Consider the following 21,260-nt stretch of genomic DNA (forward strand, 5'->3'; position numbering starts at 1 on the left):
AAAGAAAACGCCGCATCCGTGCAGCGTTTTTGTTAGGTCATCGAACTATTCGATTTAAGGAACTAGGAGGGGTAGCTCAATAAGCCATTAAGGTTGGATGACGATATCTTGATGTTCTGTTGTGGTTAAGCAGGCGCGATTTTGTTCGATTAGTTGAGCCGCGTAAGATGGGGTCACAGCTTGAATCTCGCCTTTCGAGCGAATGGTTAGTGCTTCCCAAGCTTGATCACGATATTTGCCTGTCTGTGTGTATTCAATAAGTACTCTCATCATTCTTCCATCCGCTTTGTGGTTAACGTGCTACTAACATTAGCGCCATTATTGTCGTTACACACCTGTTAAAAATGGAACATAAGATTAACCAAATGAGAATGGTCGTAACTTGAAAATTTCGACAAATTGCACATATCAGCGCTAGAGATTATTACTCTAAATTGCTATTCGTCCGGCTAGAGTGTTGAGAATAGTCAACAGTGGTAAGTTCTACCTGCGGCAAATTGAAGCATAAAAAAACGCTGCATAAGGCAGCGTTTTTTCAAAATTCACTTGGACGACAGATCAGTTGTCATCTAGGCCAACAATCTTGCGCGCAGACATTACCGCACTGTCTAAATCGGTCAATCTACCAGCACTTGCTGGACCAAGAACGGATGAATACAAGGCCAACTGCTTCTCAAATGATAGATCTAGATGGTTATATAGATTTTGGCGGATTTGAGCGTGTTGATGTGGCTTAGCGCTCGATAGACCTTCCAACGTATCGTAGATGAGTGTAGTTGTATCCATATTAGTCCTTAGTAACTCATTATAAAATTTTGCACATTATGCACTTGGTGTCATCTTTGTTCTGCGAGATCGATCGCATTATGTTCAAGTCTGCTTAATTGTGTAATCAGTTAGTAATAACTGTGTTGTAGTAACAAAGGGCGTCTAAAGCGCAAAAGAAAAGGAGACACTAGGATCTCCTTTTTTCTAGCTTCGATAAATTGAGTTAATGCTAACGGATGTTGATGTTGTTATCTCTTCGGTCATACATGTCTGGTGTAGTATGTAAGCCACCAGCATAACCCGCTGCTTCTAGAGTTTCCCTCACTTCTCGAACGTGCTCTGCTGTGACAGGTTCGTCTCTATCACCTAAATGTAATCGGACGAAAGTGATCAGCTCAGCTAGCCTCTGATCCGATAAGACATCTTCAAAGCTCGCCATTGGCATGAAGTTTCTGTCTTTGTCGAGGTAAGTAGGTTGTAAGCCCCTGACCGTTACCGCAATGGTGTTGAATGGATCTCTGTGCATGATGATGCCATTGTTTAGCAGGGTAGGAGCAATAGGGTCTCGCCCTTTACCATCGTCACCATGACACGCACCACAGGTTTGGCGATAAGTCGTGTAGATCTCTGCGGTGTATGACTCTTCATCAAAGCCTTTCGGCTCTAACGGTATCGCGTTACTGCTTATAGTATTGTTGATATCACCATTAAGTAAGTAGTACGACATTGATTCAATATCTTCGCGCGACATCAAACTTAGGCTGTTTTTCACTACGTCAGCCATACCAGCGAAAGCCGTGCCTTTGTCTGAGTGACCTGTATGTAGGAAGTCTGTGAGTGTTTTTTCATCCCAGCCATCGATATATAGCTCGTTTGCGGTGATGTCAGGTGCATTCCAACCATCGATTAAGTTACCTTGGAAAATTCGCTCCGGTATCAATGCTTGGGCAATGTTACGAGGCGTGTGACACTCAGAACAGTGACCAAGCCCTGCAACCCAGTATTTACCTTGTTGCCACTTCTCGACGTCATCAACCTTATCTTTGAGTTCCTCTGGTACTTGATAGTCAACCGGATCGGTATCCATGAATACGATATTCCAGCCAAGCAGACCTAGGCGAATATTCGACGGGAACATCATACTGTTGTCGTCATTACGTCTTGGTACAGCTGTGATGGATTGCATGTACTCCCATAAATCGACCATGTCTTGGTCAGTCAGGTATTGATACGAGGTGTAAGGCATAGCAGGGTACAGGTATCCATCTTTACCTTTGCCATCAACCAACGCGGCTCTGAAGTCGTCGAAATCATAGGTTCCAATCCCCTCGGTAGTGTGAGGAGTTATGTTGGTCGAATAAACTGTGCCGAAAGGAGTGACGAAGGGTAGACCTCCAGCAAAGGGTTCACCACCTTCCGCGCTGTGACAAGCGACACAGTCGCCAGCATGCGCCAAGTACTCCCCGCGCTCAACTGACTCTGAGTTCAAGCTTGCAACCCTCTGTTGTTCAGCTTCTCCTGCATGTCGGATGTAGGCGCCTAGAGCCAATATCTCATTTTCGGTAAGTTGGTTATCGAACGCTGGCATCAGGTTGTTCAAGCCATAGTTAATCGTATGTTGAATCTCTTCAATACTACCTCCGTGTAACCATTTGTCATCGGATAGGTCAGGAATGCCAAGCTCAGGATTGGCAAGCGTGCCATCGGCGTGACAAGACGAACAGTATTGGACGAACAAGCTTTTACCGAGTTCGACCTTAACTTCAGGTACATCGGTGTGGCGTTGATTCAATGACGCTAGATAGTAAGAGACTTTTGCCACTTCATCTGGGCGCATGATTTCACTCCAACCCGGCATGGCACCGTTTCGCCCTTTGGCAATAGAGTGAATAATGGCTTCATCACTGCCTCCATATAACCATTCTTGGTCAATCAAGTTAGGGAAGTGTTTTTGCCCTTGAGCGTTATCTCGGTGGCAAGCGGCACAATGGGTCTGGAATAGGACTTGCCCACTGTTTACGATATAAGGTATTTCTGCTAACCCAGCCAAAGTGGTTTCGCTTGTTTGTTGAAACTGCTCATCAAGGGTCGTGGTAGGCGAACTGAGTTTATCGTCACTTTGCTGCCAATCGACTAAGCCTTTCCATTCTCCGACCCCGGGGTATAACACGAGGTAGCCTGCGGAGAGCGAGAAAGCGACGGCATAACTGACAAACAGTAATTTAGGTGGCGGCGCATCTTTCTCTTCAATACCGTCGAAGGTGCCAACGGTGTGGTCTTCGTCAGCCTTGTGATTACTACGCCAGTATTTTACGACGACGGATACCATTAGAACAAAGAATATTACGGTTAAAAGTGCCGCCCATAAGTTCCAAAATGTGCTCATTGTGATACCTCCTGTGACGTATCTTTACCTAGGCTTTGCAGGTATCGGATTAAGGCTTCGCCTTTGGTTTTTCCTCTAACTTGTAGTCTTGCATCACCAATTTCTTGGTCGGTATACGGAACACCTAGCGTACGTAATACCTCCATTTTCGCACTGATATTATCTCCCGTGAGTGTTTGTTCAAACAGCCAAGGGTAAGATGGCATTATAGAAGTAGGCACTACTTGTCTAGGGTTGATCAGATGTATCACATGCCATTGGTCAGAGTATTTTCTTGCTAAATTGGTTAAGTCAGGACCAGTACGTTTAGATCCCCACAAGTTAGGAAACTCATATATGTCGTCTGCTTCTTGGTTTGGACGTCCGTTACGTTTGATTTCTGGGTCAAGAGGGCGCACCATTTGCGTGTGACAGACGTGGCAGCCTTCGCTGATGTAGATATCTCGGCCAGCTAGCTCGATAGCGGTTAATGGCACAGCGAGGCTGTTTTTGGCGATATCATCCCCTCGAACGATGTTTGGGACCACCCAAACTACTAGTGAGAACGAGGCGACAACTACGGTCGTTAAAATTAGAATGACCAACGAGTGGGTAAAGTCTTTACTCATGATTTATGCCTCCCCATTTGCTGTACGTTTAACATCAAGCTCTGCTGGCATACGCACCGTTTTGTAAAGGTTTAGTGCCATTAAGAACAAGCCAAGTACGAATAGAGCACCACCAAAGAAGCGTAAGAATAACCATGGTGCTTTGAAATTCATGGCTTCAACGAAGCTATATACCAGCTCTCCGTTTTCATTTTGAGTGAGCCACATAAAGCCTTCACCAACGCCAGCTACCCAAAGCGCGACAGCATAGATAGCCACACCTGCGTGTGCGAGCCAAAAATGCCACTTTAAAAGACTTGGTGACCAGAGGTCGGTTTTTCCCCACAATCGTGGAATAAAGTAGTAGAACACAGCGATACCAGACATACCCACCCAGCCTAGCGCGCCAGAGTGTACATGACCGATGATCCATTCCGTGTTGTGTGCAACCATGTTAAACCAGCGAATCGCGAGCAGTGGGCCCTCGAATGTCGCTAAGCAGTAGTAGAGAATGGCCGAAAAGAAGAATAATAGAATGTAGTCGGACTTAAGTTTCTCTTTGTTTTGCAGTAGAGTCATCGCGCTGTTAAACGCACCCGCCCACGATGGTAACCAGAGGATCAGCGACATCACGATACCAATGTTCTGTACCCACACCGGAACGGAAGAGTAGATGAGGTGGTGAGTACCCGCCCAAGTGTAGAAGCCAACTAAGCCCCAGAAGTGGATCACGGACAATCGGTACGAGTAGATAGGGCGATCAGCCGCTTTAGGTATGAAGTAGTAGTTCATACCGATGACGCCAGCCGTCAGCAAGAACCCTACTGCGTTATGTCCCCACCACCATTGTACTATGGCATCTTGAGCTCCTGCGAAGACAGAATAGGACTTCATTGCCGAAACTGGCATTGCGAGGTTGTTGACGATGAAGATCATCGCGATCACGATAATGAACGCTGCAAAGAACCAGTTTGCCACAAAGATGTGGTCGACTTTTCGTTTGGCTATAGTGCCAAAAAACAACACAGCATAAAGCACCCAAACAAGTACAATAAGTAAATCAATTGGCCACTCTAGTTCTGCGTACTCTTTTGAAGTGGTGTAACCCGCGGGTAGAGAAATGAGTGCCAGTAGTAACACAAGCTGCCAGCCCCAGAAGACCATCCATGACAAGCTCTTGTTGAAGAGTTCACAGTGACCGGTTCGCTGAGCAATGTACAATGATGTACCCATCAGGATATTGACGACAAATCCGTATATTACGCCAGAGGTGTGTAAGGGACGGAGCCTACCGAATTGAAAATATTCTGAGTCGAAGTTTAAGATGGGCCAATACAGCTGTGCGGCGAGTATCACACCGATGATCATGCCTAAAATAGCCCAAGTTAGGGAAGCAATAGTAAAGTACTTCACCACCTTAATGCTGTACTGCGTTGTCACTTGTTCCATAACAAGGCTCCTTGCCTAGGATTTTAATTGCTGATTGCGCTAGAGTCGCTCACCGAATTTGATTCGCTACCGAGGTTCGAATAGAAATAAGAAATATCTCGGATGTCTTGGTCTGATAGCGTGTCAGCTTGTTGTTGCATAAGAACCGCCAGTCCACTGGTTCGTTCTCTTGTTTGGTAATCTTTTAACGATGAGATCAGGTAGCCCATTTTTTGCCCACGAAGATTTGGGTAGGGGTCTTGCGTTGATATGCCGTCATCACCATGGCAAGTCATACACACCTTGGCTTTTTGCTTACCTAATTCATATTGTTCCTGGTTAATTTCAGCTGAAACAGGAAACATGACCAACGTCATTAAGAGGGTAGACAGTGCCGTCATGGGGTTAAACTTTCGCTTATTTAAACTCATTATCGATTCCCTTGATTATGAATTGAGTAAGTGACTCAAGAGAGTTAGACAAAAAAGCTGGTGATATTTGTAGTGGCTCACAGCAATTAATCGGGCTCTTAAAATGACTTACGTTCGATTAAAGATTATGCGGTGTCACGGAATATCGCTACTAAATGCCCCATATTTCTTGTCAATTTTATTAGTCACTACGTATTCACACGGGGAATTGGATTACTGAGTGAGTAAAAGAGCTTGTTTTATTTAAAAGGCTCTGTTGATCTTCGCAATACGGTTTGGGCGGATATGAGTGAATGTTCTAGACAAATTAAGCCATGGTTAGGTGAGTCAGACATACAATTTGAACTAGACTCAACTTAGTGACCTCTTTAAGTGGAGTTTTAATGAGAACTACTCTTCTTGCCTTCCTTTACTTGTGCTCATTTCCCATTTTTGCATCAGCAAATCTAATTGTCTTTGACCATTTAGGACAAAAACATGAGTTAAGCCGAGAGCAGCTCCTGCAGTTACCTCAAACTGAAATCACAACAGCGCTTCCATGGAGTGAATGAGAATCTGTATATGGTGGCGTTACTTTACAGGTCGTTTTAGAAGCTTGCTGCTTTAAAGAAATCACTTAAGTGTCCGTTCAGTGGTTGAATCACATCGTCAGACAGAAATTCATCCCAGTTGTAGAGATAATTTTCGTTCTTCTGAGCAAATACCAATCCACTCAAAAGGGCGGTTGAGGCGAGAAATGAAACATAAATTGATTTCACAGAAGGATTCCTTTCCTACTTTGCCTAACTTAATCCTAGCTCAATATCTGCGACATGCTTCAAGTTTAAGTGACTAATTTAAATTCAACCTAATGCATTTCGCGTGTGCGAATAACGGTTGTGTTCAATGGTTACCCTTAAACGTGTGTAGTAAGGCTTTTAACATTTAAGTATTTTTTAACTCCGTGAATGCTAATGGTGGGGTAAGTTGCTATTGAGTTGACCATAAAGCAAGCGTAGCTAAGAGCTGAATATAATTCTTTTTTATCAGCGCCTTATTGGTTTTAGTTGTTGGTTTAAAAAGTTTTGAGGAATGACTTGTAGCAAAGGAGCTTTGTGCTTATTGTGAGCACTGTTTGAAACTTAAACTTAGAAATGGAGCTCTTGTGGAACTAGAAATGTATCAAGTGGATTCCTTCACTACCCAAGCTTTCAAAGGTAACCCTGCAGTTGTCTGCATTTCCCAAGAGTTACTAGATGAGTCGCTGATGTTATCTATTGCAGAAGAGATGGCGGTACCTGAGACGGCTTTCCTCGCACTGGATACCATGTCGCTAAAGTGGTTCACGCCAGAAGTGGAAGTTAAGTTGTGTGGCCACGGCACTCTGGCTACTGTGCATGTGATGAAAGAGCAGGGGTTAGCCAAGGTTGGCGACAAAGTTGTTTTTCGTACTTTGTCTGGGGAGTTAACTGCTACGGTTTGCGAATCAACTATCGAGCTAGATTTCCCTAGTACTCAGTTGTTGCGTGCAGAGCCTGAATTAGCTCTCTTGGAGCATTTGGGTATAGCGCAAGACCAAGTCGTATCATTCATGGAATTTGATACTAAGCAGTTTATCGAGGTGGCTGATGAGCAAGTGCTATTGGAACTCTCTCCGAATTTTGATGCTTTAAAAACAATGGCAGGCAGAGGCGTGCTAGTGACGAGCCAATCATCAAGCACAGATCTCGATTTTGTTTCTCGATATTTCGCCCCTTGGGTCGGGACCAATGAAGATCCTGTTACTGGGTCGGCACATTGCGCTTTAACGCAATATTGGGCTGATAAACTCAACAAATTGTGTTTTCGTGCATACCAAGCTTCTCGTCGCGGGGGCTATGTATCGACTGAGTTATTGGCGAATGGTCGAATAAAGTTAGTGGGTTCAGCCAAAACGGTGATTAGCGGCGTGCTAAAAATTTAGCGGACTCGTTGTTAGGAAAGGTAAGGGCTAGGTTGTTGATGTGATGGCAGTTTTATTTCGAGAGGTTGCATTGAACCCGTCCGAATATTGTAAAAGGAATCACAGTGTCAGCTTTTTATTTGTCTCAAGCTTTAGTCGCCATTGCGATTTGCTTTGATCTTATGTCTTTCCAATTTAAGGAGAGGAAGAAGATCGTAACCTGCTTATTCTGCGCAGGGGTACTGATTTCAAGCCACTTTATTCTGCTAGAACAGTGGACTGCAGCATGCTTGTTGATTATTGCAACTATTCGTTATTTAACGAGTGTGTTTTCCGCATCATCTAAGTTCAAATATCTGTTTTGTTCACTGTCTGTGGTTGCGACAGCCTTTACTTTCTCAGGATTAATGAGCGTATTGGGTTGCTGTGCATCAATGTTCCAAACATTCGCTGCTTTTAACAAGGATGACCGTAGACTTCGAGAGCTAATGATAATCGGCACCAGTTTTTGGCTTGTTCATAATTACTTAGTTGGCTCTCCAACCGCGGTTGTTATGGAGGCCTTATTTCTTGGCAGTAACTTGCTTGGCTACTATCGCTTTTACTTCAGAAAGAATGTCACGGCTTAGTATACACACTGCTAATCATCACCAGGCTTCAGAGAAAATTAGGAGAGTCTATGTCAAATATCTATGCGGATATCCCTTCGTCGATACCCAATGAAATATTCAATGACTTGATAGCAAATGACAATGTTCGAATAGAGAGGATACTTTCACATGGACACAGTTCTCCTGAAGAGGGTTGGTACGATCAAGATGAGCATGAATGGGTTCTAGTGCTCGAGGGGCAAGGCGTAATCGAATTTGCTGATGGTCGCATTGTTACTTTGTCTAAAGGGGGCTACCTCAATATTCCCGCGGGTGAAAAGCATAAGGTTATAGGTACCGACAAAGACTCTGTGACGATATGGCTTGCGGTGTTTTATTGTTAATTTTTAGCTAGAGATAAAAGTGCGTATGTGGCTAAAATTTCGTGTTTTTCATCAGAAAATGTCGGTACAGAGGCAAAACGAAGAGTGGCTACTTTATCGAGAATCGGAAACATCGATACGTGCTCGAGTCTATGACGTGTGCTCGAGTCTATGACGTGATCATACTTTCTGGTTTAGCAGAGGAAGAGTTAGCGCGTTATTTAGCGGACATTTATCATGAGTTTGCTTCAGAAAAGTACCCATCAGTGACACGTATCCTTTAACGGGAATAGTGAGTGTCCTAATACAGCTCTGTGTTAACTGATATGTGACTATATCCAATAGTTAGAATCTTAAAGCGATCAAAGGAAGATAGTGTGGTTAGAATTCGAAATTATCAAGAAAGTGATGCTAAAGCGCTATGGGAGATCTTTTTCTACACGGTTCGCAACGTGAACATACGAGATTACTCTCAAGAGCAAGTCGAGGCTTGGGCACCAAGTGGTTTTGACTTTGCATTATGGCAAAAGCGTATGGACGGGTTAAAACCTTTTGTCGCAGAGTTAGATGGTCATATTGTTGGCTATACTGACCTACAGCCAAGTGGTTTAGTCGACCATTTTTTTTGCCATCATGAATATCAAGGGCGAGGTGTTGGCGGAGCGCTGATGGAGCATGTATTCACGATTGGGCAAATTCGTGGGGTATCAAGATACTTCTCGGAGGTAAGTATCACTGCGAAGCCATTTTATGAGCGTATGGGTTTTAAAGTAGTGAATGATCAGCAAGTCGATATGCGTGGAGTAACGCTGACGAATTTCGTGATGGAAAAGGTTGTCGACAATTAGGCTTACGTTAAGAGCGAAGATTGTGAAGAGGAACAGGCCTAAAAGGATTATTAAACCTTTTTAAGGGTAAATTTTGCTGATCTACTGATATTGTCGATGAGTTCAAATTGTGTGCCAGCCAATTTGTCTAATCTTAAAGATTGAATGAATACAAGGAGTGTTGTTCATGATTCATGTGAGTAGATTAAAAATATATACATTAGTGTCGATGTTTTCTTTTGCAATCGGAGTGCTAGCTCTGCAAGCCGGGGTCTCTGGTTTGTTTCCGCTCTTCGTCGTGGTTATTTCATTCTTTTCTTTTGTCATCAATTCATTCCTTTGTTTATTCGGGCATAAATATGAGAATGCCAAAGAATAAATCTCGAAAATGATTGCCAAAATCTCCTCTAAGTCTCAATTGTGGGACAAATGTTGATGATGTTTTTACAAATGTCTTAAGATTTCCTCTTTAATTTCAATGTACTATTCGGTTCGATTGAAAAGAGTGAGAGTACTACGTGGGAATCGAAGCTTTAGCATTTGTTATGGATGCGCTAGTCACGGCATGTTGTATGTACATTGCATCTAAGATGTCGTTTGTGGTGGCGGATTTTAAGTCTCTTCTAACGATAGCGATTATCGTATCTTTAGTCTCTATGATCCCGACAGTGGGGGGGAGGGGGCTCTAGGGCTTATACTGTTCGTATTTCTACTTGGGAAGGCAACCCATTCGAGTATTGGTGACTGTATTTGGGTGGTGGTGTTTACCAAAGTGGTCTCAGTGGCCGCGTTCCTGATATTTGGCCGACTGTTTGTATAACCCAATATCAAATTACTATCTAAAGTAATAAGCCCAAATCTACTGTTCGAATAGAAAAAGGCGTGACATTGCCACACCTCCTAAATCTCATTTAACGACCATTGGTTGTCTATTACTTAGGTAACAGCACAGCGTCAATGACATGTATCACGCCGTTGCTCGCTTTAACGTCTGCCGTTACGACATGAGCTTTGTTGATCATTACAACACCACGGTCAGTACTAATTGTTACTGGCTCACCCTGTACGGTGACTGCGCTGTCTAGTTTTACCACATCTTCAGCCATTACTTTTCCTGGCACTACATGGTAGGTGAGTACTGCGACCAGTTTGTCTTTATTTTCCGGCTTTAATAACATGTCTACTGTGCCATCCGGTAGAGCGGCAAACGCCTCATCTGTTGGTGCAAAAACAGTAAAAGGACCTTCTCCTTTCAGTGTATCCACTAACCCTGCCGCTTTTACTGCCGCCACTAACGTTGTGAAAGAGCCGTTTTCTACTGCCACGCCCACGATGTCTTTTTTCATACCATGATGGTCAGCATGGACAGCCGTTGATAAAAGAAGTGATGCGGCGAACAGCGACAGGCTTTTATATAAGTTCTTAAACATATTGGGTTCCTTTTAGTTTTTCCGTTATTTCCGAGGCTAATTACGAATGTCCAAGCACGATAGATCATGCCTTCGTCGCGCTGTAGACGTTGTAGTCTCCCGAAAACTCAACAAAGTGGGGATGTATAGAGGTTAAATACTTGTTGTAATTCCAATTTTGTACGTATATTTAATGGGTGATTATTCAACTAGTGGAGGTGAATATGAGGCCTTTTTTGCCTGTAGTACTTTCCGCGGCTATTTCTATGCCAGCGTACAGTGGATTAGCTCCCAGTGAGGGCTTTAGTGGGAACTTTAGTGTCTTGGCTGGGTTCGATTCTGACAGCAGTAATTTGAGTACCGAACAAGACGCAAATCAAGCAACCAATGCCATGGAAGGTGACGGTGAGAATCAAGGTTTGCTTGGTTTTCTCGGAACCGTTAAATACACCTTTGGTGAATCCCTTACTCACCAAGTTTATGCCGGTACCACTCGAGAGGATATCGCAACCGGTACCATCGCCTTTGAGATTGGTTACAGACATCAACTCTCTGGCGGCACCATATTAGATGTTTCCGTGTTACCAACGCTTATCTCTGGTAAAGCTTGGTCTGATCCATACGCCGTTGGTGTCAATCGAAACGAAACCGATGTAAAAGGTAATGTAGGACGACTACAACTGACCAATATTGGTGGAACGGCCTTCCAAACGGATTTCGCGATTGGTGAATCTGATGTTGATGATGAATTATCGGGCACTCTAGGTACCCAACCCATAGCGGCACAAGACGCAGCGCTATTAGATAGAGAAAGAACCTATCTGTACGCTAAAGCAGGTTATCGCTTTATATTGCCTAATCAGGCCGGTTTGTTAGTGCCTTCTATGGTGTATTTCAATTCAGACGCTGAAGGCGGTGCACTCAGCTTTGATAGCTACGGTATTGAGCTAAACTACGCTAAGAGAATTGGCCGTCACGGTTTTGTTTTTACGTTAGATGCGAATGATCGTCAGTACGATCAAGCCAATCCAATTTATGGGAAAACTCGTGAAGAGAACGAGTACGGTGCGTTTTTAGCGTATGAGTTTGGTGGGTTGATGGGTTATGAAGATTGGTCGTTTATCACCTTACTTGGTCTAAGAGCGATTGATTCCAATATCGACTTCTATAATTCTGAACAGGCACTCGCGAGCGTCGGTATCGACTATAAGTTCTAAGAGTTAGATATTCCAAGGCGTTGTATAACGTTCCGATTTTGTTGAGGTTATTATCTGTTTAAGTATTTCGAGCACTTATAATCTTTAAGGTTGTAGGTGCTCGTTGCTATCCGTAGTATGAAAGTCGTTCAGTTAAAAAGATCAGATAGTAAGGAAGCGCTTTGGAAATAAAAATTAGACATTTAGAAGCAACGGATAGCCAAGATTTATTCGATATTTATCGCCGTCCTTCGATTTCAGCAAACACGTCACAAAAACCATACCTAAGTTCAGATCAAGTGGATCGGTTATTTGGTCATTCAGACCATTTTACTCTAGTCGCTGAATCGCCCGAGAAAGTCGTAGGCCACATCACTTTGTTTATGACAACTAAAGTAAGGGATCGACACTGCGCAGGGCTTGCTATTGCCATCCATCCGGATGTTCACGGAAAAGGGGTTGGTAAAGGCTTGATGCAAGAAGCCATCAATCAGGCGGATAACTGGTTAAACCTCGTCCGCCTAGAGTTAGAGGTTCATGCCGATAACCACGCTGCGATTGCGTTGTACGAACGCGTAGGTTTTCAGTTGGAGGGGACTAAGCGATTGAGTACCTTCAAAAACGGCAAGTACATTGATATGTTGCTGATGTCGAGAATAAAGCCTGAATATCTATCATCTTGAACTCGCCTTAGGTGATTGAAATTATAATCTGAATAAGAATTAAATTACTGCTGTAAAGCAATAAAACAATAAAGCCCTCAAACCGCAGAAGTTTGAGGGCTTTTTACTTTTGTTGCTAGTTAACATGTGTTGACTAACTAGCACGGGCATTGTTCTTGGTAATAAGCACTCATGGGTTATCAATACCAACGCCATTACGAAGCATGAACTGGATTAGCTCCGTATGATTATCGGTTTGAGGAGATCTAACATTCGATATTTGTGTGATTTGATCGTTCTTAGGCTTAAAAACAGAATGTCAGCACATTGCTGAGCGGTGTAACCTTGCGCCAGTTGCGGAGATAAGATCCCAGTAGCGTATGCTTTTCGCTAAATGGTTGAAAACAAGTACCTACAACTTTATGGGTAAACTGCAGGATTGCGTTCTTTTGGGAACATACATAAGGTTTTTGGACAGATAACTTCTACCTAATATTTATAAAATTACTTTTGAGTAAATCGTGTTGTTATGAACATAGCCGTGTTGGAATGCAAAGTGTGCGGGATAGGTGAGTGGATAAAAACCAGAATATCAAGACACTAAGCTTACTTACTGCTGAGTATGAATTGATGGGATGGTATGGCAAATTGAAATCGACGGAGAAGTGTTTTCTCCTGAGAACGCATAGTGCAAACGCGCACTAATAGGGCGAATGCGGAAAGGTAGTGACCATAAAATTGATACAAAAAAGCTGGTGATTGAATGCCAGCTTTTATATTAAGACGATCAACAAATAGGGCTTACTTGTTCACGAACTCTTTGAATTTTTGCTTGGTTTCAGCGTCGGCTTTTTCATACCAGAAGTACAACATTTCTTCGGCCGTATTAGACGCGTTACTATCAAATTTTGCTGGTAGCGTTACTGGCTGAACAACTGTAGCGGCTGTTGCACCTGTAGTTAATGCGGCAATACCACCTGTACGGTTGTATTCTTTCGCTTCTTGAGGGTATTTACGGCCAATCTGCATGCCATCTTTGGTTAATTTGTCTTGCTTAACACTGATTGCATTTTGGTTCTCATCAACCAATTTCCAATCTAGGTTCTGAAAGCCTTTTCTTGCTTCTTTAGCGTTGCGGAACTTAGGCATATCGAACGTTACTGTTGTGTCTGTAACATCAAAAGTAGCAATAATTGCGTCGCTATCGACAAACTCACGGTCTTTACCTTGACTAAAAGCAAGCTGATATTGAAAAACGATTTGGTTTACACCGTCTGGTACGGTGATCGTTTTGCTTGAAGAGAAAAAACCACCCTCAAGAGCAGGTTTAGCTTCATTAACCGATAACACTTCAACTAGAGCATCTGCGCTAGAAGGAACTTCAATTTTTACGTCAGCTAATGCTTGTGGAGCTGCGACCATACAAGAGAGCAGCGCAATAGATTTAAATATTTTCATAATCATACAGTTATTAGGGTGAGACACTTTACGATTGCACGCAAAACGAAGTTTTTCAAGTTACCTTCTCTCCTTTTGGTAAAATTCACCGAAACTTAACTTAAACCTAATTGCTGAGTATGTCACCTGTGCATTTTTTACTCATACAAGAGCGATGTAGCCCCTGATGCTCACTTATGCTGGGGCCTGAAGGGGAGTAGAAACTTCTCAAAATTAACTTTTTGTTCCGGTGAGGCGAGTGCTTGTTAAACTATTATTTCCCATAAAGTAAGAGATCCAATCATCAATCGGCAATGGTCGAGCAAAGAAATAGCCTTGCGCGTATTTACAACCTATCTGACGTAACGTTTTGACATGGCTTTGTGTTTCAAGCCCTTCTGCTATGACTGAAAAATCAAGTATCTGCGCAAGCTTTAATACCGCACATGTGATCTCGTAATCGACCTTGGATGAGTTGATGTCTTCGATAAAACTACGGTCTAGCTTGACGCAGTCAGCAGAGAGGTTTTTTAGTACTGAAAGAGATGAATAACCGGTACCAAAATCATCAATTGCGATCTTATACCCCTGAGAATGAAGCACTTCTATGGTTCTCGAACAGGTTTCGAAATCTCGCATCATATCCCTTTCTGTTATTTCAAGTAGTAGTTGATGCGGTTTGCAGTCGGTTTCGTCGAGTATGACTTGCAGTTGTTCCGCAAGATCGGTCATGTAAAACATTCGTGCAGAGAAATTGATAGAGAAAGTCACCCCCTCCAAATTGATTCCAGAATGTTGCCATTCAGTAATCAGCTTCGCCACTCTCTTAAATACCCATTTATCGATGTCGATAATCAGGTCACTCTTTTCTGCTACTTCCAGAAAATCTACGGGTGAAAGCAGACCTAGCTTCGGGTGTTGCCAACGAACAAGTGCTTCTGCCCCAATGATCTCTTGCGAATCTAAATCGACTTTTGGTTGAAAAAACACTTCTAATTCATCATTGGCAACCGCTTGATGCAGCCCCATGTTGGTTTCAATTATATCGTTGACTTCGTGGGTCATCTTATCGGCATAAACGCGGTACTGGTCTCTGCCATTGCGCTTCGCGTGATACATGGCGGTGTCAGCGTTTCGAATTAAAGTTTCACCGTTAGCGCCATGAGTTGGGTATTCACATACGCCGATACTGGCTGCAACAAATATTGAGTTGTCGTCGGTATAGTAAGGCTTGCGAAGTGATTGGTTTAAACGCTCTGCTAGCTGTTCGCCTTCGCTCAAGCTGATGTTAGAGAATACGACCATAAACTCATCACCACCCATTCGTGCGACAAAACCGTTAATGCCAACGAGGGTCGTTAGAATATTCGATACATTGATAAGCAGGTTGTCACCTTGTCCATGACCGAGAGAGTCATTAATGGTTTTAAACTCGTCGATATCTAAATAAAAGAGCAAGAAACAGGAAGCCTGTTCATGTGAACGTTTGATCTCTTCATCCAGTTTTTTTGTGGCTAACAGTCGGTTCGCTAACCCTGTTAATGGGTCGTGGTGGGCGAGAAAGTCGAAGTTCTTTTTCTCCTCAGTCAGTTCTAGATAAGCTTCAGACAACCTTCCTGCCATGTCGTTGTAGGCTTTTTCCAAATGAGACCACTCATCATTCCTGCCAAGTGCGATAGGTTCTCTTAAGCTGCCAGATTCTAAACGGTCAAAGCCGTGCTTGAGTGCATTTAGTGGTTTCTGAATGTGATTCCTGACCACATAGTTGAGCAGTAGTAGAGACAAGATAACCGCAGAGAGGCTGATCATAATGGCGTTGAGTCGTGATTCGCCGATCTCTTCTTCCAATTTAGCGGTAAGAGCCAATGCTTGATTCTGAACGCGTGATTCTGTGTTCTCGACCATTTCGAGTAAGTCGTTTTGCGCATCTAAAAGCGAAGCCATCACCAGCCAGCGTTGCTCTAGGTTGGCACGAATTCGTTTCAACGCTGCGTTATAGCGTTTAACTGTTTTCTGAATACGCTTCTTCTGTTTAGTGACAGCTGTCGTTTCAATATCAACATTTTCTAGATGCAGTAAGAATATGTCGAGCTCTTTTTCGACTTTAATCAAAAGCACTTTTTCTGTTTCTGGCGTAATGCGGCTATGTATATCACCAACCATTTTCCCAGAAGTAAGAAAGGACTCTCTCAACATGTTCATGAGATCGAGCTCGTTGTTATAACGAATAAAGTCATGTTGGTTGAGATGTTTTAGCTTGCTGTCGGCAATCGCAAACTCCAATTGGTTCAATTGTGCCGCTAGTGTGGCATCAATTTGATTGGTTTGCTTGAGTATTCGATTGAGTGCGAGCGAGCTACCCAAGAAACGATGGAAGTTATCAATGAACGCATCGATCTTTTGTGAAAACCCTTCATTGGTCGATAGATCTCTGAGTTTTTGAAGTTGGTAGTCAACGTTAAATGCTTCTTCCGACAAAGTGTTTTCACTGAACAAAAAGGTTTGTTCGAGCAGTTTCACTCGAGAGGTAAGCGTGAAAACTCGGCGGCTGATCTCTGAATTCACAATCAACTCAGATACGTGTGTTGAGGTTTCGTTTTTAAGTGTCGACTCAACATAATACAAAGAGCGAATCACCATGATCACAGCAAGGCTAACGATGAGTAGCGAAATGAAGTTGGAGATGATGAAACGCTGGGTAATGTTTATTTGATTCAGTTTCATTGTGGCTTCCAAATATTCAAATACGCTTCGCGGTAGCCATTTTTAGGGTCATAAATACCAGTCGCTTCGTTGTTAATTAGCTCTGCGACATTGTTTGGCGTTACGAGGTGAACAGGCGCAGAATAACCACTGGGTGGCATGCTATTGAATGCTCTATTGAGTTCGTCAACAATTTGCCAACCTTGCAGGTATAAAGGCTCAGGAACAGTCGCCGATTGGAACTGATCTTTGCTAATTCGCTTGTAGGCGGCCTTGCTTCCATCTCCCGCAGAAATATTGTTTGGAATCAGTTTGTTTTCTTCTTGGTTAGATTCTAAAGAGGGGATGGCATAGTCGATATACAGGTCGTTTATCGCCAAAATATGCGTGATGTTGTCGCCGTGTCTTTTATCCAGCATCTTTAAGGTAGCAGGCATCTTTTTGTCGATTTGATCGAGTGGTAGGTAGATGAGCTCTAGAACATCACAGTTACGACACTGTTTAATGGTGTCGACCATAGCGTTAGCCTTAATCATCGCAATTTCGTAGTTTGGGTCTGTGAACACCACAATTTTTGCTTGTTGCTTGGAGTCAACAATCGCAAGCAAGGCCGCAACTTCAGCGACATCTAATGGGTCGGTAGTGATATTCGTAAAGAGACCAATATCAGGGTTTCCACCTGCTAACTCCGTCGCGTGCCAACCAATGATAGTAATACCTAAATCTTGAGCTTGTTTTAAGATCTTTTGGTGGCGGACAGCATCAATTCCACCAAGTACGATTGCGTCTGGCTGAAAACCTATCGCTTTTCTTATTGCTGCCCCTTGGCGAACTTCAGAGCCTAGACCGTCGATAAAACGTAGGTGCCAATCAATGTTGGATATGGCTTCTGATAAACCTTTACCTACGCCATAAACACCACCGTTGCGCAGATCAGACGCAACAAAAATAATGTTCTTTTCATGGCGAACGGCTGGGCCTTCCGTTGGGCCTCCCCATGTGACTTGGTTTGATACAGCACGTGTGACTTTGTTTTCTGCGTATTTGAAAAATACGTCCTCTGGATACCCTGCAAAACTCGTTGAGCTACAAGTGATAGCAAGTAATAAACTCGCAAAGTGAAATGTTCTATTCATCATCTCTATAAAAGTCTTTAAATTATCACCTTACTATATTTATAATATTGTTAATAAACATTCAAACACTTGGTAACATTTATGTTGGGTCAAAATTATAAAATCCTTTTACCTACCCTCCTAACTACTTGTTTTATGGTTTCAGAGCCTGTGAGCGCTTATGGGGAAAGGCCTGACGATGATTTTGAAAAACTTGAAAAATTTCAAGAAACTGTAAGCGGAGAGCCGATCTCTTTAGTATCGAAATCTTCTGAAAAGCCCGTAAGGATCGCTTTAATTTATCCAAGTGCAGATATTTCTGACTTTTGGATACGTAATTTCATCGCGTTGAAGGAAAGATTGATTGCCTTACAGCTTAAATTTGAGATTGATGAATTCACATCTAGGCAGATTGAACACTCACTTCAAACTCAATACACCGAGCAAGTACTCAGCTCGGAAAAGCCTTATGATTTTGTCATTTTTGGACCATCAGAGTTGGATATACAAGCCGCTAATATCCAAAAACTGTCTGCTTCCACTGACTTTAAAACCTTCATTTGGGCATTTCATACGCCAAACGAACAGTGGTCTCACCAACCAGATAGTTGGTTTGATTTTTCCAGCGAAATGGGAGCCGAGGTGTTGTGTGACCACGTGGTCAAAGAGTTAGGTAAAGACGTGGAGTTTTCCGCTAACCGAGGTATTCCAGGTATTACTGATACACAACGCTCTCAAGGGTTTATTGATTGTGTTGAAGAGAAGGGCGATTGGTTAACGGTTTATGAGCATTTTGGGCAGTATCAAAAAATTGGTGGTGCTGATGGGATCCGTTTGGTTTTGGGTAACTTTCCAGAAGTGACCATGGTTCACAATGCGAACACGGCAATGACTATGGGCGCTGTAGACGCGCTAGGCGAAGCAGACAAGCTGTCTGAGATATATGTGACAGGTTGGGGGGGAACCGCAAAAGAGATAGAGAAAATCCGATCTGACGAGCTTGATGCAACACCAATGCGAATGAGTGATGATCTGGGGGTAGCCACTGCAGAGGCTATCAAGTTTCACTTGGAAGGTCGACAAACAGAAGTGCCGTTGATTTATCTTGGCAGAATCACCGTGGTGCACAGCAAAATGGATGAGGAAGAGCTGAGCCAATTAACTCGGGAGGCTTTCCGTTATTCAGGAAAAAACTAGTGCACTAAAAGTCACTCATACACCAGCAAAGAAAAAGTCGCTTGCCTGTATTAGGCAAGCGACTTTTTTCGTTTGTAATGCTTAGCTTATAGTTGCTACACATATGGACTCTCCAATTCGAGGTTTAATTTAGTCGCTCTAAGGTTGACTGAAATAAAAGAGTAAGTTCTTGAGCCTATCGCCTTCTTACATAAACTTGACGATGTGGACACAGTTATTCCAGCACTAATAGGTGCTGAGCACTTCATCGATTTGTTGATTAATAATTTTCATCTCACTGTAGATCAGTGAAAGGTCTTCAGCTTCTGGAGCTATTTTGTTAAATGTGTTTTGTTCAACTCTTTCTAGGGCAACGGTTGCTGTCTCTTCTCCAAAACTGGCCAAAATGCCTTTTAAAGTATGCACCGTAAAATGAAGCTTACCCCAATCTTGCTGTTGTACCAGTTCTTCGATCTCTTGTAATGAATCGCCATGGTCTTCTTGGTAGGTTGATAACACGGCGAAAATTACATCTCTGTCATTGTCTAGGTAGGCATTTAAAGCATCAAAATTTAGCATATAGACTCCTGTCGACTGCATATTGAGAATGGGCTGGGCGGCTTAGTGGAATAGCCATATTTTGATGAGTCACTAATCCATTGATTCCAGCTAGGAGGAAGGTCTAACTGAATGAGATCTTCCATGTATTCGTCGCAAAGGTCTGTTTCAACGCATGCGTTATTGACAGCGTAAAGGTAGTCTAGCTTAGCGGCGACTGAATAGGGATAATTGGTAATAAAGTCGCGTAATTCTTGGATCGAGCCTGAGTTTCCGATGTTGATACAATGCGAAGGATCGTCTTTTCGAGACTCAAGTTTATCGTTTATTGCCTCACCGCGTAATTTCAAACACTCTTCGACGATGTGGTACAGAGAGTATTCACCAAAGTGGCACAGCAAAGGCAAAAATTGCGATAGCAGTGAAGTCGGTTGATTGTAAAACTGATTAGCTAACAATTTAGTCGCTCGTATCACTTTTTTGTGCGCAACTAACGGGCTGCCTTCAATCAACAATATATTGCTTTGGAACAGTGCTAGGCTTGCTAATACTTGTTGTTGAAGTTTGGCTGGTAGCTTCAAATTGACTAATTCGGTAAATTGGGAGGCGTGCTCAAGCAAAAGACGTTTATTTGGTACTTGAGTTTCTCTTTGGTACGTCGCTCTTAGGGAATCGAAGTGGGTTCCAATTGAATGAATTACGTCGATATCGGCGGGTGAAATATGGCTTGCGTACATCTCCCCAAGCTTAATGAGCATGTGTGTATTATCAGCGTTTTCAGCCAAATCGATCGCTCTGATTGCGCGATGGCTAATACTTGGCGTCATCTCAAATGCACGAATAGCCAATTTTAAAGCGGGCAGTAGCATCTTGTGTTTTTCATAAATACAGCTGAGGCAATCAATCACGCTCAAGGATAGTGGTTGAACGATAAGATAGTTGTGTAGTTTCTCTATCGCCAAGTTCGGCTTTCCTAAGCTATCTAGAATTAACGCTTCTGCGACCAATTTGGTTGGGTGCATATTAGTTTTAGAGTGAGTGATTAGACTAGAGAGCAGTTGCCACTTCTTTCCTGCGATTAAGTGTTCAATCAGTGTTGCTTCGAATTGAACATTGGATTTTTCGCTGGTTATTTCTAATGCCTGTTTAAGCAATTCCGGTGTCGTAATAGGGTATAGGCGGTTGAGTTGGTCTATTTGTCTTGACTCGAATACAGCACTTTTGATTTTCTTGCCTAATACCTGAGTGTTAATTGGCTTAGAAATAAAATGGTGGGCCTCTCCTGATAGGGCGGTAAGTACTGTTTCTTGGCGCATATCCCCGGAGAGTAAAATTGTTGCAACCGTGTGGTCGATAAGACGATTACGATACAGAATACTTAGTAGCTCAAAGCCGGTAAACGACTGCTCTAAGTGATAATCAATGAGCAGAACATGAAACGCATGCGTTTCGACAGCCTTAATGGCTTGTCGGTAATCTGTCGCAATGAAAATACACTCGTGCGCAATGCCTAAACTGGCAAGCTGTTGTTTGATCAGAATCGTCGCACTCTTAGAGTCGTCGACGATTAACACCCTTAGGTCTCCTGGTAAGGCCAAACCCATTTTCCTCTATACCAAATGATATTCTTAATTTAAGTGTCATGTTGCACATTGTCAAGGTGCTCAGTTCACATCTATGCGG

The 21,260-nt window shown here is 43.0% G+C and carries 22 protein-coding genes and 3 pseudogenes; 11 read left to right on the forward strand and 14 right to left on the reverse strand.

Annotation, left to right across the window (positions count from 1 at the left end; translation table 11 throughout):
* Positions 1-87 precede the first annotated feature (87 nt).
* The 7 genes from A3712_RS01110 to A3712_RS27265 all read right to left on the reverse strand — a co-directional run bounded on the left by A3712_RS01110 (position 88) and on the right by A3712_RS27265 (position 6,358).
* Positions 88-270, reverse strand: a complete 183-nt coding sequence (locus A3712_RS01110; protein ID WP_004741177.1) for a hypothetical protein — start codon at positions 268-270, stop codon at positions 88-90.
* A 288-nt stretch (positions 271-558) separates the two neighbouring features.
* Positions 559-786 (reverse strand): PAS factor family protein, encoded by a 228-nt coding sequence (locus A3712_RS01115; protein ID WP_063521913.1) that lies wholly within the window; start codon positions 784-786, stop codon positions 559-561.
* 211 nt (positions 787-997) lie between these two features.
* The gene (locus A3712_RS01120; protein ID WP_063521914.1) at positions 998-3,154 is read right to left on the reverse strand and encodes a cytochrome c; all 2,157 of its coding nucleotides are present in this window, start codon (positions 3,152-3,154) and stop codon (positions 998-1,000) included.
* On the reverse strand, positions 3,151-3,765 hold the full coding sequence (locus A3712_RS01125) for a cbb3-type cytochrome c oxidase subunit II (RefSeq protein ID WP_197465783.1): 615 nt from the start codon (positions 3,763-3,765) through the stop codon (positions 3,151-3,153). Before A3712_RS01125 ends, A3712_RS01120 begins: the two co-directional genes overlap by 4 nt.
* Positions 3,766-5,190: a cytochrome-c oxidase, cbb3-type subunit I gene (ccoN, locus tag A3712_RS01130; protein ID WP_063521916.1), complete on the reverse strand. Its 1,425-nt coding sequence runs from the start codon at positions 5,188-5,190 to the stop codon at positions 3,766-3,768.
* Positions 5,191-5,213: 23 nt separating this feature from the next.
* Positions 5,214-5,600, reverse strand: a complete 387-nt coding sequence (locus tag A3712_RS01135; RefSeq protein WP_063521917.1) for a c-type cytochrome — start codon at positions 5,598-5,600, stop codon at positions 5,214-5,216.
* Between the two features lie 587 nt (positions 5,601-6,187).
* Entirely contained in the window at positions 6,188-6,358 is a 171-nt protein-coding gene (locus tag A3712_RS27265) for a hypothetical protein (RefSeq protein ID WP_197465781.1), read from the reverse strand.
* A 386-nt stretch (positions 6,359-6,744) separates the two neighbouring features.
* Between A3712_RS27265 and A3712_RS01140 the strand changes: the two genes are divergently transcribed.
* The 8 genes and pseudogenes from A3712_RS01140 to A3712_RS26415 all read left to right on the forward strand — a co-directional run bounded on the left by A3712_RS01140 (position 6,745) and on the right by A3712_RS26415 (position 10,141).
* On the forward strand, positions 6,745-7,542 hold the full coding sequence (locus A3712_RS01140; protein WP_063521918.1) for a PhzF family phenazine biosynthesis protein: 798 nt from the start codon (positions 6,745-6,747) through the stop codon (positions 7,540-7,542).
* A 104-nt stretch (positions 7,543-7,646) separates the two neighbouring features.
* Entirely contained in the window at positions 7,647-8,150 is a 504-nt protein-coding gene (locus A3712_RS01145) for a YgjV family protein (RefSeq protein ID WP_063521919.1), read from the forward strand.
* 50 nt (positions 8,151-8,200) lie between these two features.
* A complete protein-coding gene (locus A3712_RS01150) occupies positions 8,201-8,515 on the forward strand; it encodes a cupin domain-containing protein (RefSeq protein ID WP_063521920.1) in 315 nt (104 codons plus the stop codon).
* A gap of 58 nt (positions 8,516-8,573) precedes the next feature.
* Entirely contained in the window at positions 8,574-8,669 is a 96-nt protein-coding gene (locus A3712_RS28785) for a hypothetical protein (RefSeq protein ID WP_443083549.1), read from the forward strand.
* Positions 8,647-8,778 (forward strand): DUF7661 family protein, encoded by a 132-nt coding sequence (locus A3712_RS28590; protein WP_269451405.1) that lies wholly within the window; start codon positions 8,647-8,649, stop codon positions 8,776-8,778. Before A3712_RS28785 ends, A3712_RS28590 begins: the two co-directional genes overlap by 23 nt.
* Positions 8,779-8,871: 93 nt before the next feature.
* The gene (locus tag A3712_RS01155) at positions 8,872-9,342 is read left to right on the forward strand and encodes a GNAT family N-acetyltransferase (protein WP_063521921.1); all 471 of its coding nucleotides are present in this window, start codon (positions 8,872-8,874) and stop codon (positions 9,340-9,342) included.
* Between the two features lie 166 nt (positions 9,343-9,508).
* Positions 9,509-9,688, forward strand: a pseudogene (locus tag A3712_RS28790) (hypothetical protein); the annotation flags it as partial.
* A gap of 151 nt (positions 9,689-9,839) precedes the next feature.
* Positions 9,840-10,141: pseudogene (locus A3712_RS26415) on the forward strand (hypothetical protein).
* A 112-nt stretch (positions 10,142-10,253) separates the two neighbouring features.
* On the opposite strand, the gene A3712_RS01160 reads toward A3712_RS26415, so the two are convergent.
* A complete protein-coding gene (locus A3712_RS01160) occupies positions 10,254-10,751 on the reverse strand; it encodes a fasciclin domain-containing protein (protein WP_063521922.1) in 498 nt (165 codons plus the stop codon).
* Positions 10,752-10,954: 203 nt separating this feature from the next.
* On the opposite strand from A3712_RS01160, the gene A3712_RS01165 reads away from it, so the two are divergent.
* Together A3712_RS01165 and A3712_RS01170 are read left to right on the forward strand one after the other, a co-directional pair.
* On the forward strand, positions 10,955-11,947 hold the full coding sequence (locus A3712_RS01165) for a DUF2860 family protein (RefSeq protein WP_063521923.1): 993 nt from the start codon (positions 10,955-10,957) through the stop codon (positions 11,945-11,947).
* Between the two features lie 161 nt (positions 11,948-12,108).
* The gene (locus A3712_RS01170) at positions 12,109-12,609 is read left to right on the forward strand and encodes a GNAT family N-acetyltransferase (protein ID WP_063521924.1); all 501 of its coding nucleotides are present in this window, start codon (positions 12,109-12,111) and stop codon (positions 12,607-12,609) included.
* 169 nt (positions 12,610-12,778) lie between these two features.
* On the opposite strand, the pseudogene A3712_RS26420 reads toward A3712_RS01170, so the two are convergent.
* From A3712_RS26420 to A3712_RS01185, 4 genes and pseudogenes are all read right to left on the reverse strand, one after another.
* Positions 12,779-12,945, reverse strand: a pseudogene (locus A3712_RS26420) (LuxR C-terminal-related transcriptional regulator); the annotation flags it as partial.
* Between the two features lie 444 nt (positions 12,946-13,389).
* Positions 13,390-14,046 (reverse strand): DUF2057 family protein, encoded by a 657-nt coding sequence (locus A3712_RS01175; protein WP_063522099.1) that lies wholly within the window; start codon positions 14,044-14,046, stop codon positions 13,390-13,392.
* A gap of 213 nt (positions 14,047-14,259) precedes the next feature.
* On the reverse strand, positions 14,260-16,749 hold the full coding sequence (locus tag A3712_RS01180) for an EAL domain-containing protein (protein ID WP_063521925.1): 2,490 nt from the start codon (positions 16,747-16,749) through the stop codon (positions 14,260-14,262).
* Positions 16,746-17,864, reverse strand: coding sequence for a substrate-binding domain-containing protein (locus tag A3712_RS01185; protein WP_063522100.1), 1,119 nt, complete (start codon positions 17,862-17,864; stop codon positions 16,746-16,748). Before A3712_RS01185 ends, A3712_RS01180 begins: the two co-directional genes overlap by 4 nt.
* Before the next feature lie 81 nt (positions 17,865-17,945).
* On the opposite strand from A3712_RS01185, the gene A3712_RS01190 reads away from it, so the two are divergent.
* Positions 17,946-19,040, forward strand: a complete 1,095-nt coding sequence (locus tag A3712_RS01190) for a substrate-binding domain-containing protein (RefSeq protein ID WP_063521926.1) — start codon at positions 17,946-17,948, stop codon at positions 19,038-19,040.
* A 225-nt stretch (positions 19,041-19,265) separates the two neighbouring features.
* Here A3712_RS01190 and A3712_RS01195 read toward each other — a convergent pair whose 3' ends face one another.
* Positions 19,266-19,598 (reverse strand): Hpt domain-containing protein, encoded by a 333-nt coding sequence (locus tag A3712_RS01195; RefSeq protein ID WP_063521927.1) that lies wholly within the window; start codon positions 19,596-19,598, stop codon positions 19,266-19,268.
* The gene (locus A3712_RS01200; protein WP_063521928.1) at positions 19,592-21,181 is read right to left on the reverse strand and encodes a response regulator; all 1,590 of its coding nucleotides are present in this window, start codon (positions 21,179-21,181) and stop codon (positions 19,592-19,594) included. The genes A3712_RS01195 and A3712_RS01200 overlap by 7 nt, the downstream gene beginning before the upstream one ends.
* Positions 21,182-21,260: the final 79 nt, after the last annotated feature.

Source organism: Vibrio sp. HI00D65, assembly GCF_001635455.1.
Taxonomy (GTDB): Bacteria; Pseudomonadota; Gammaproteobacteria; order Enterobacterales; family Vibrionaceae; genus Vibrio.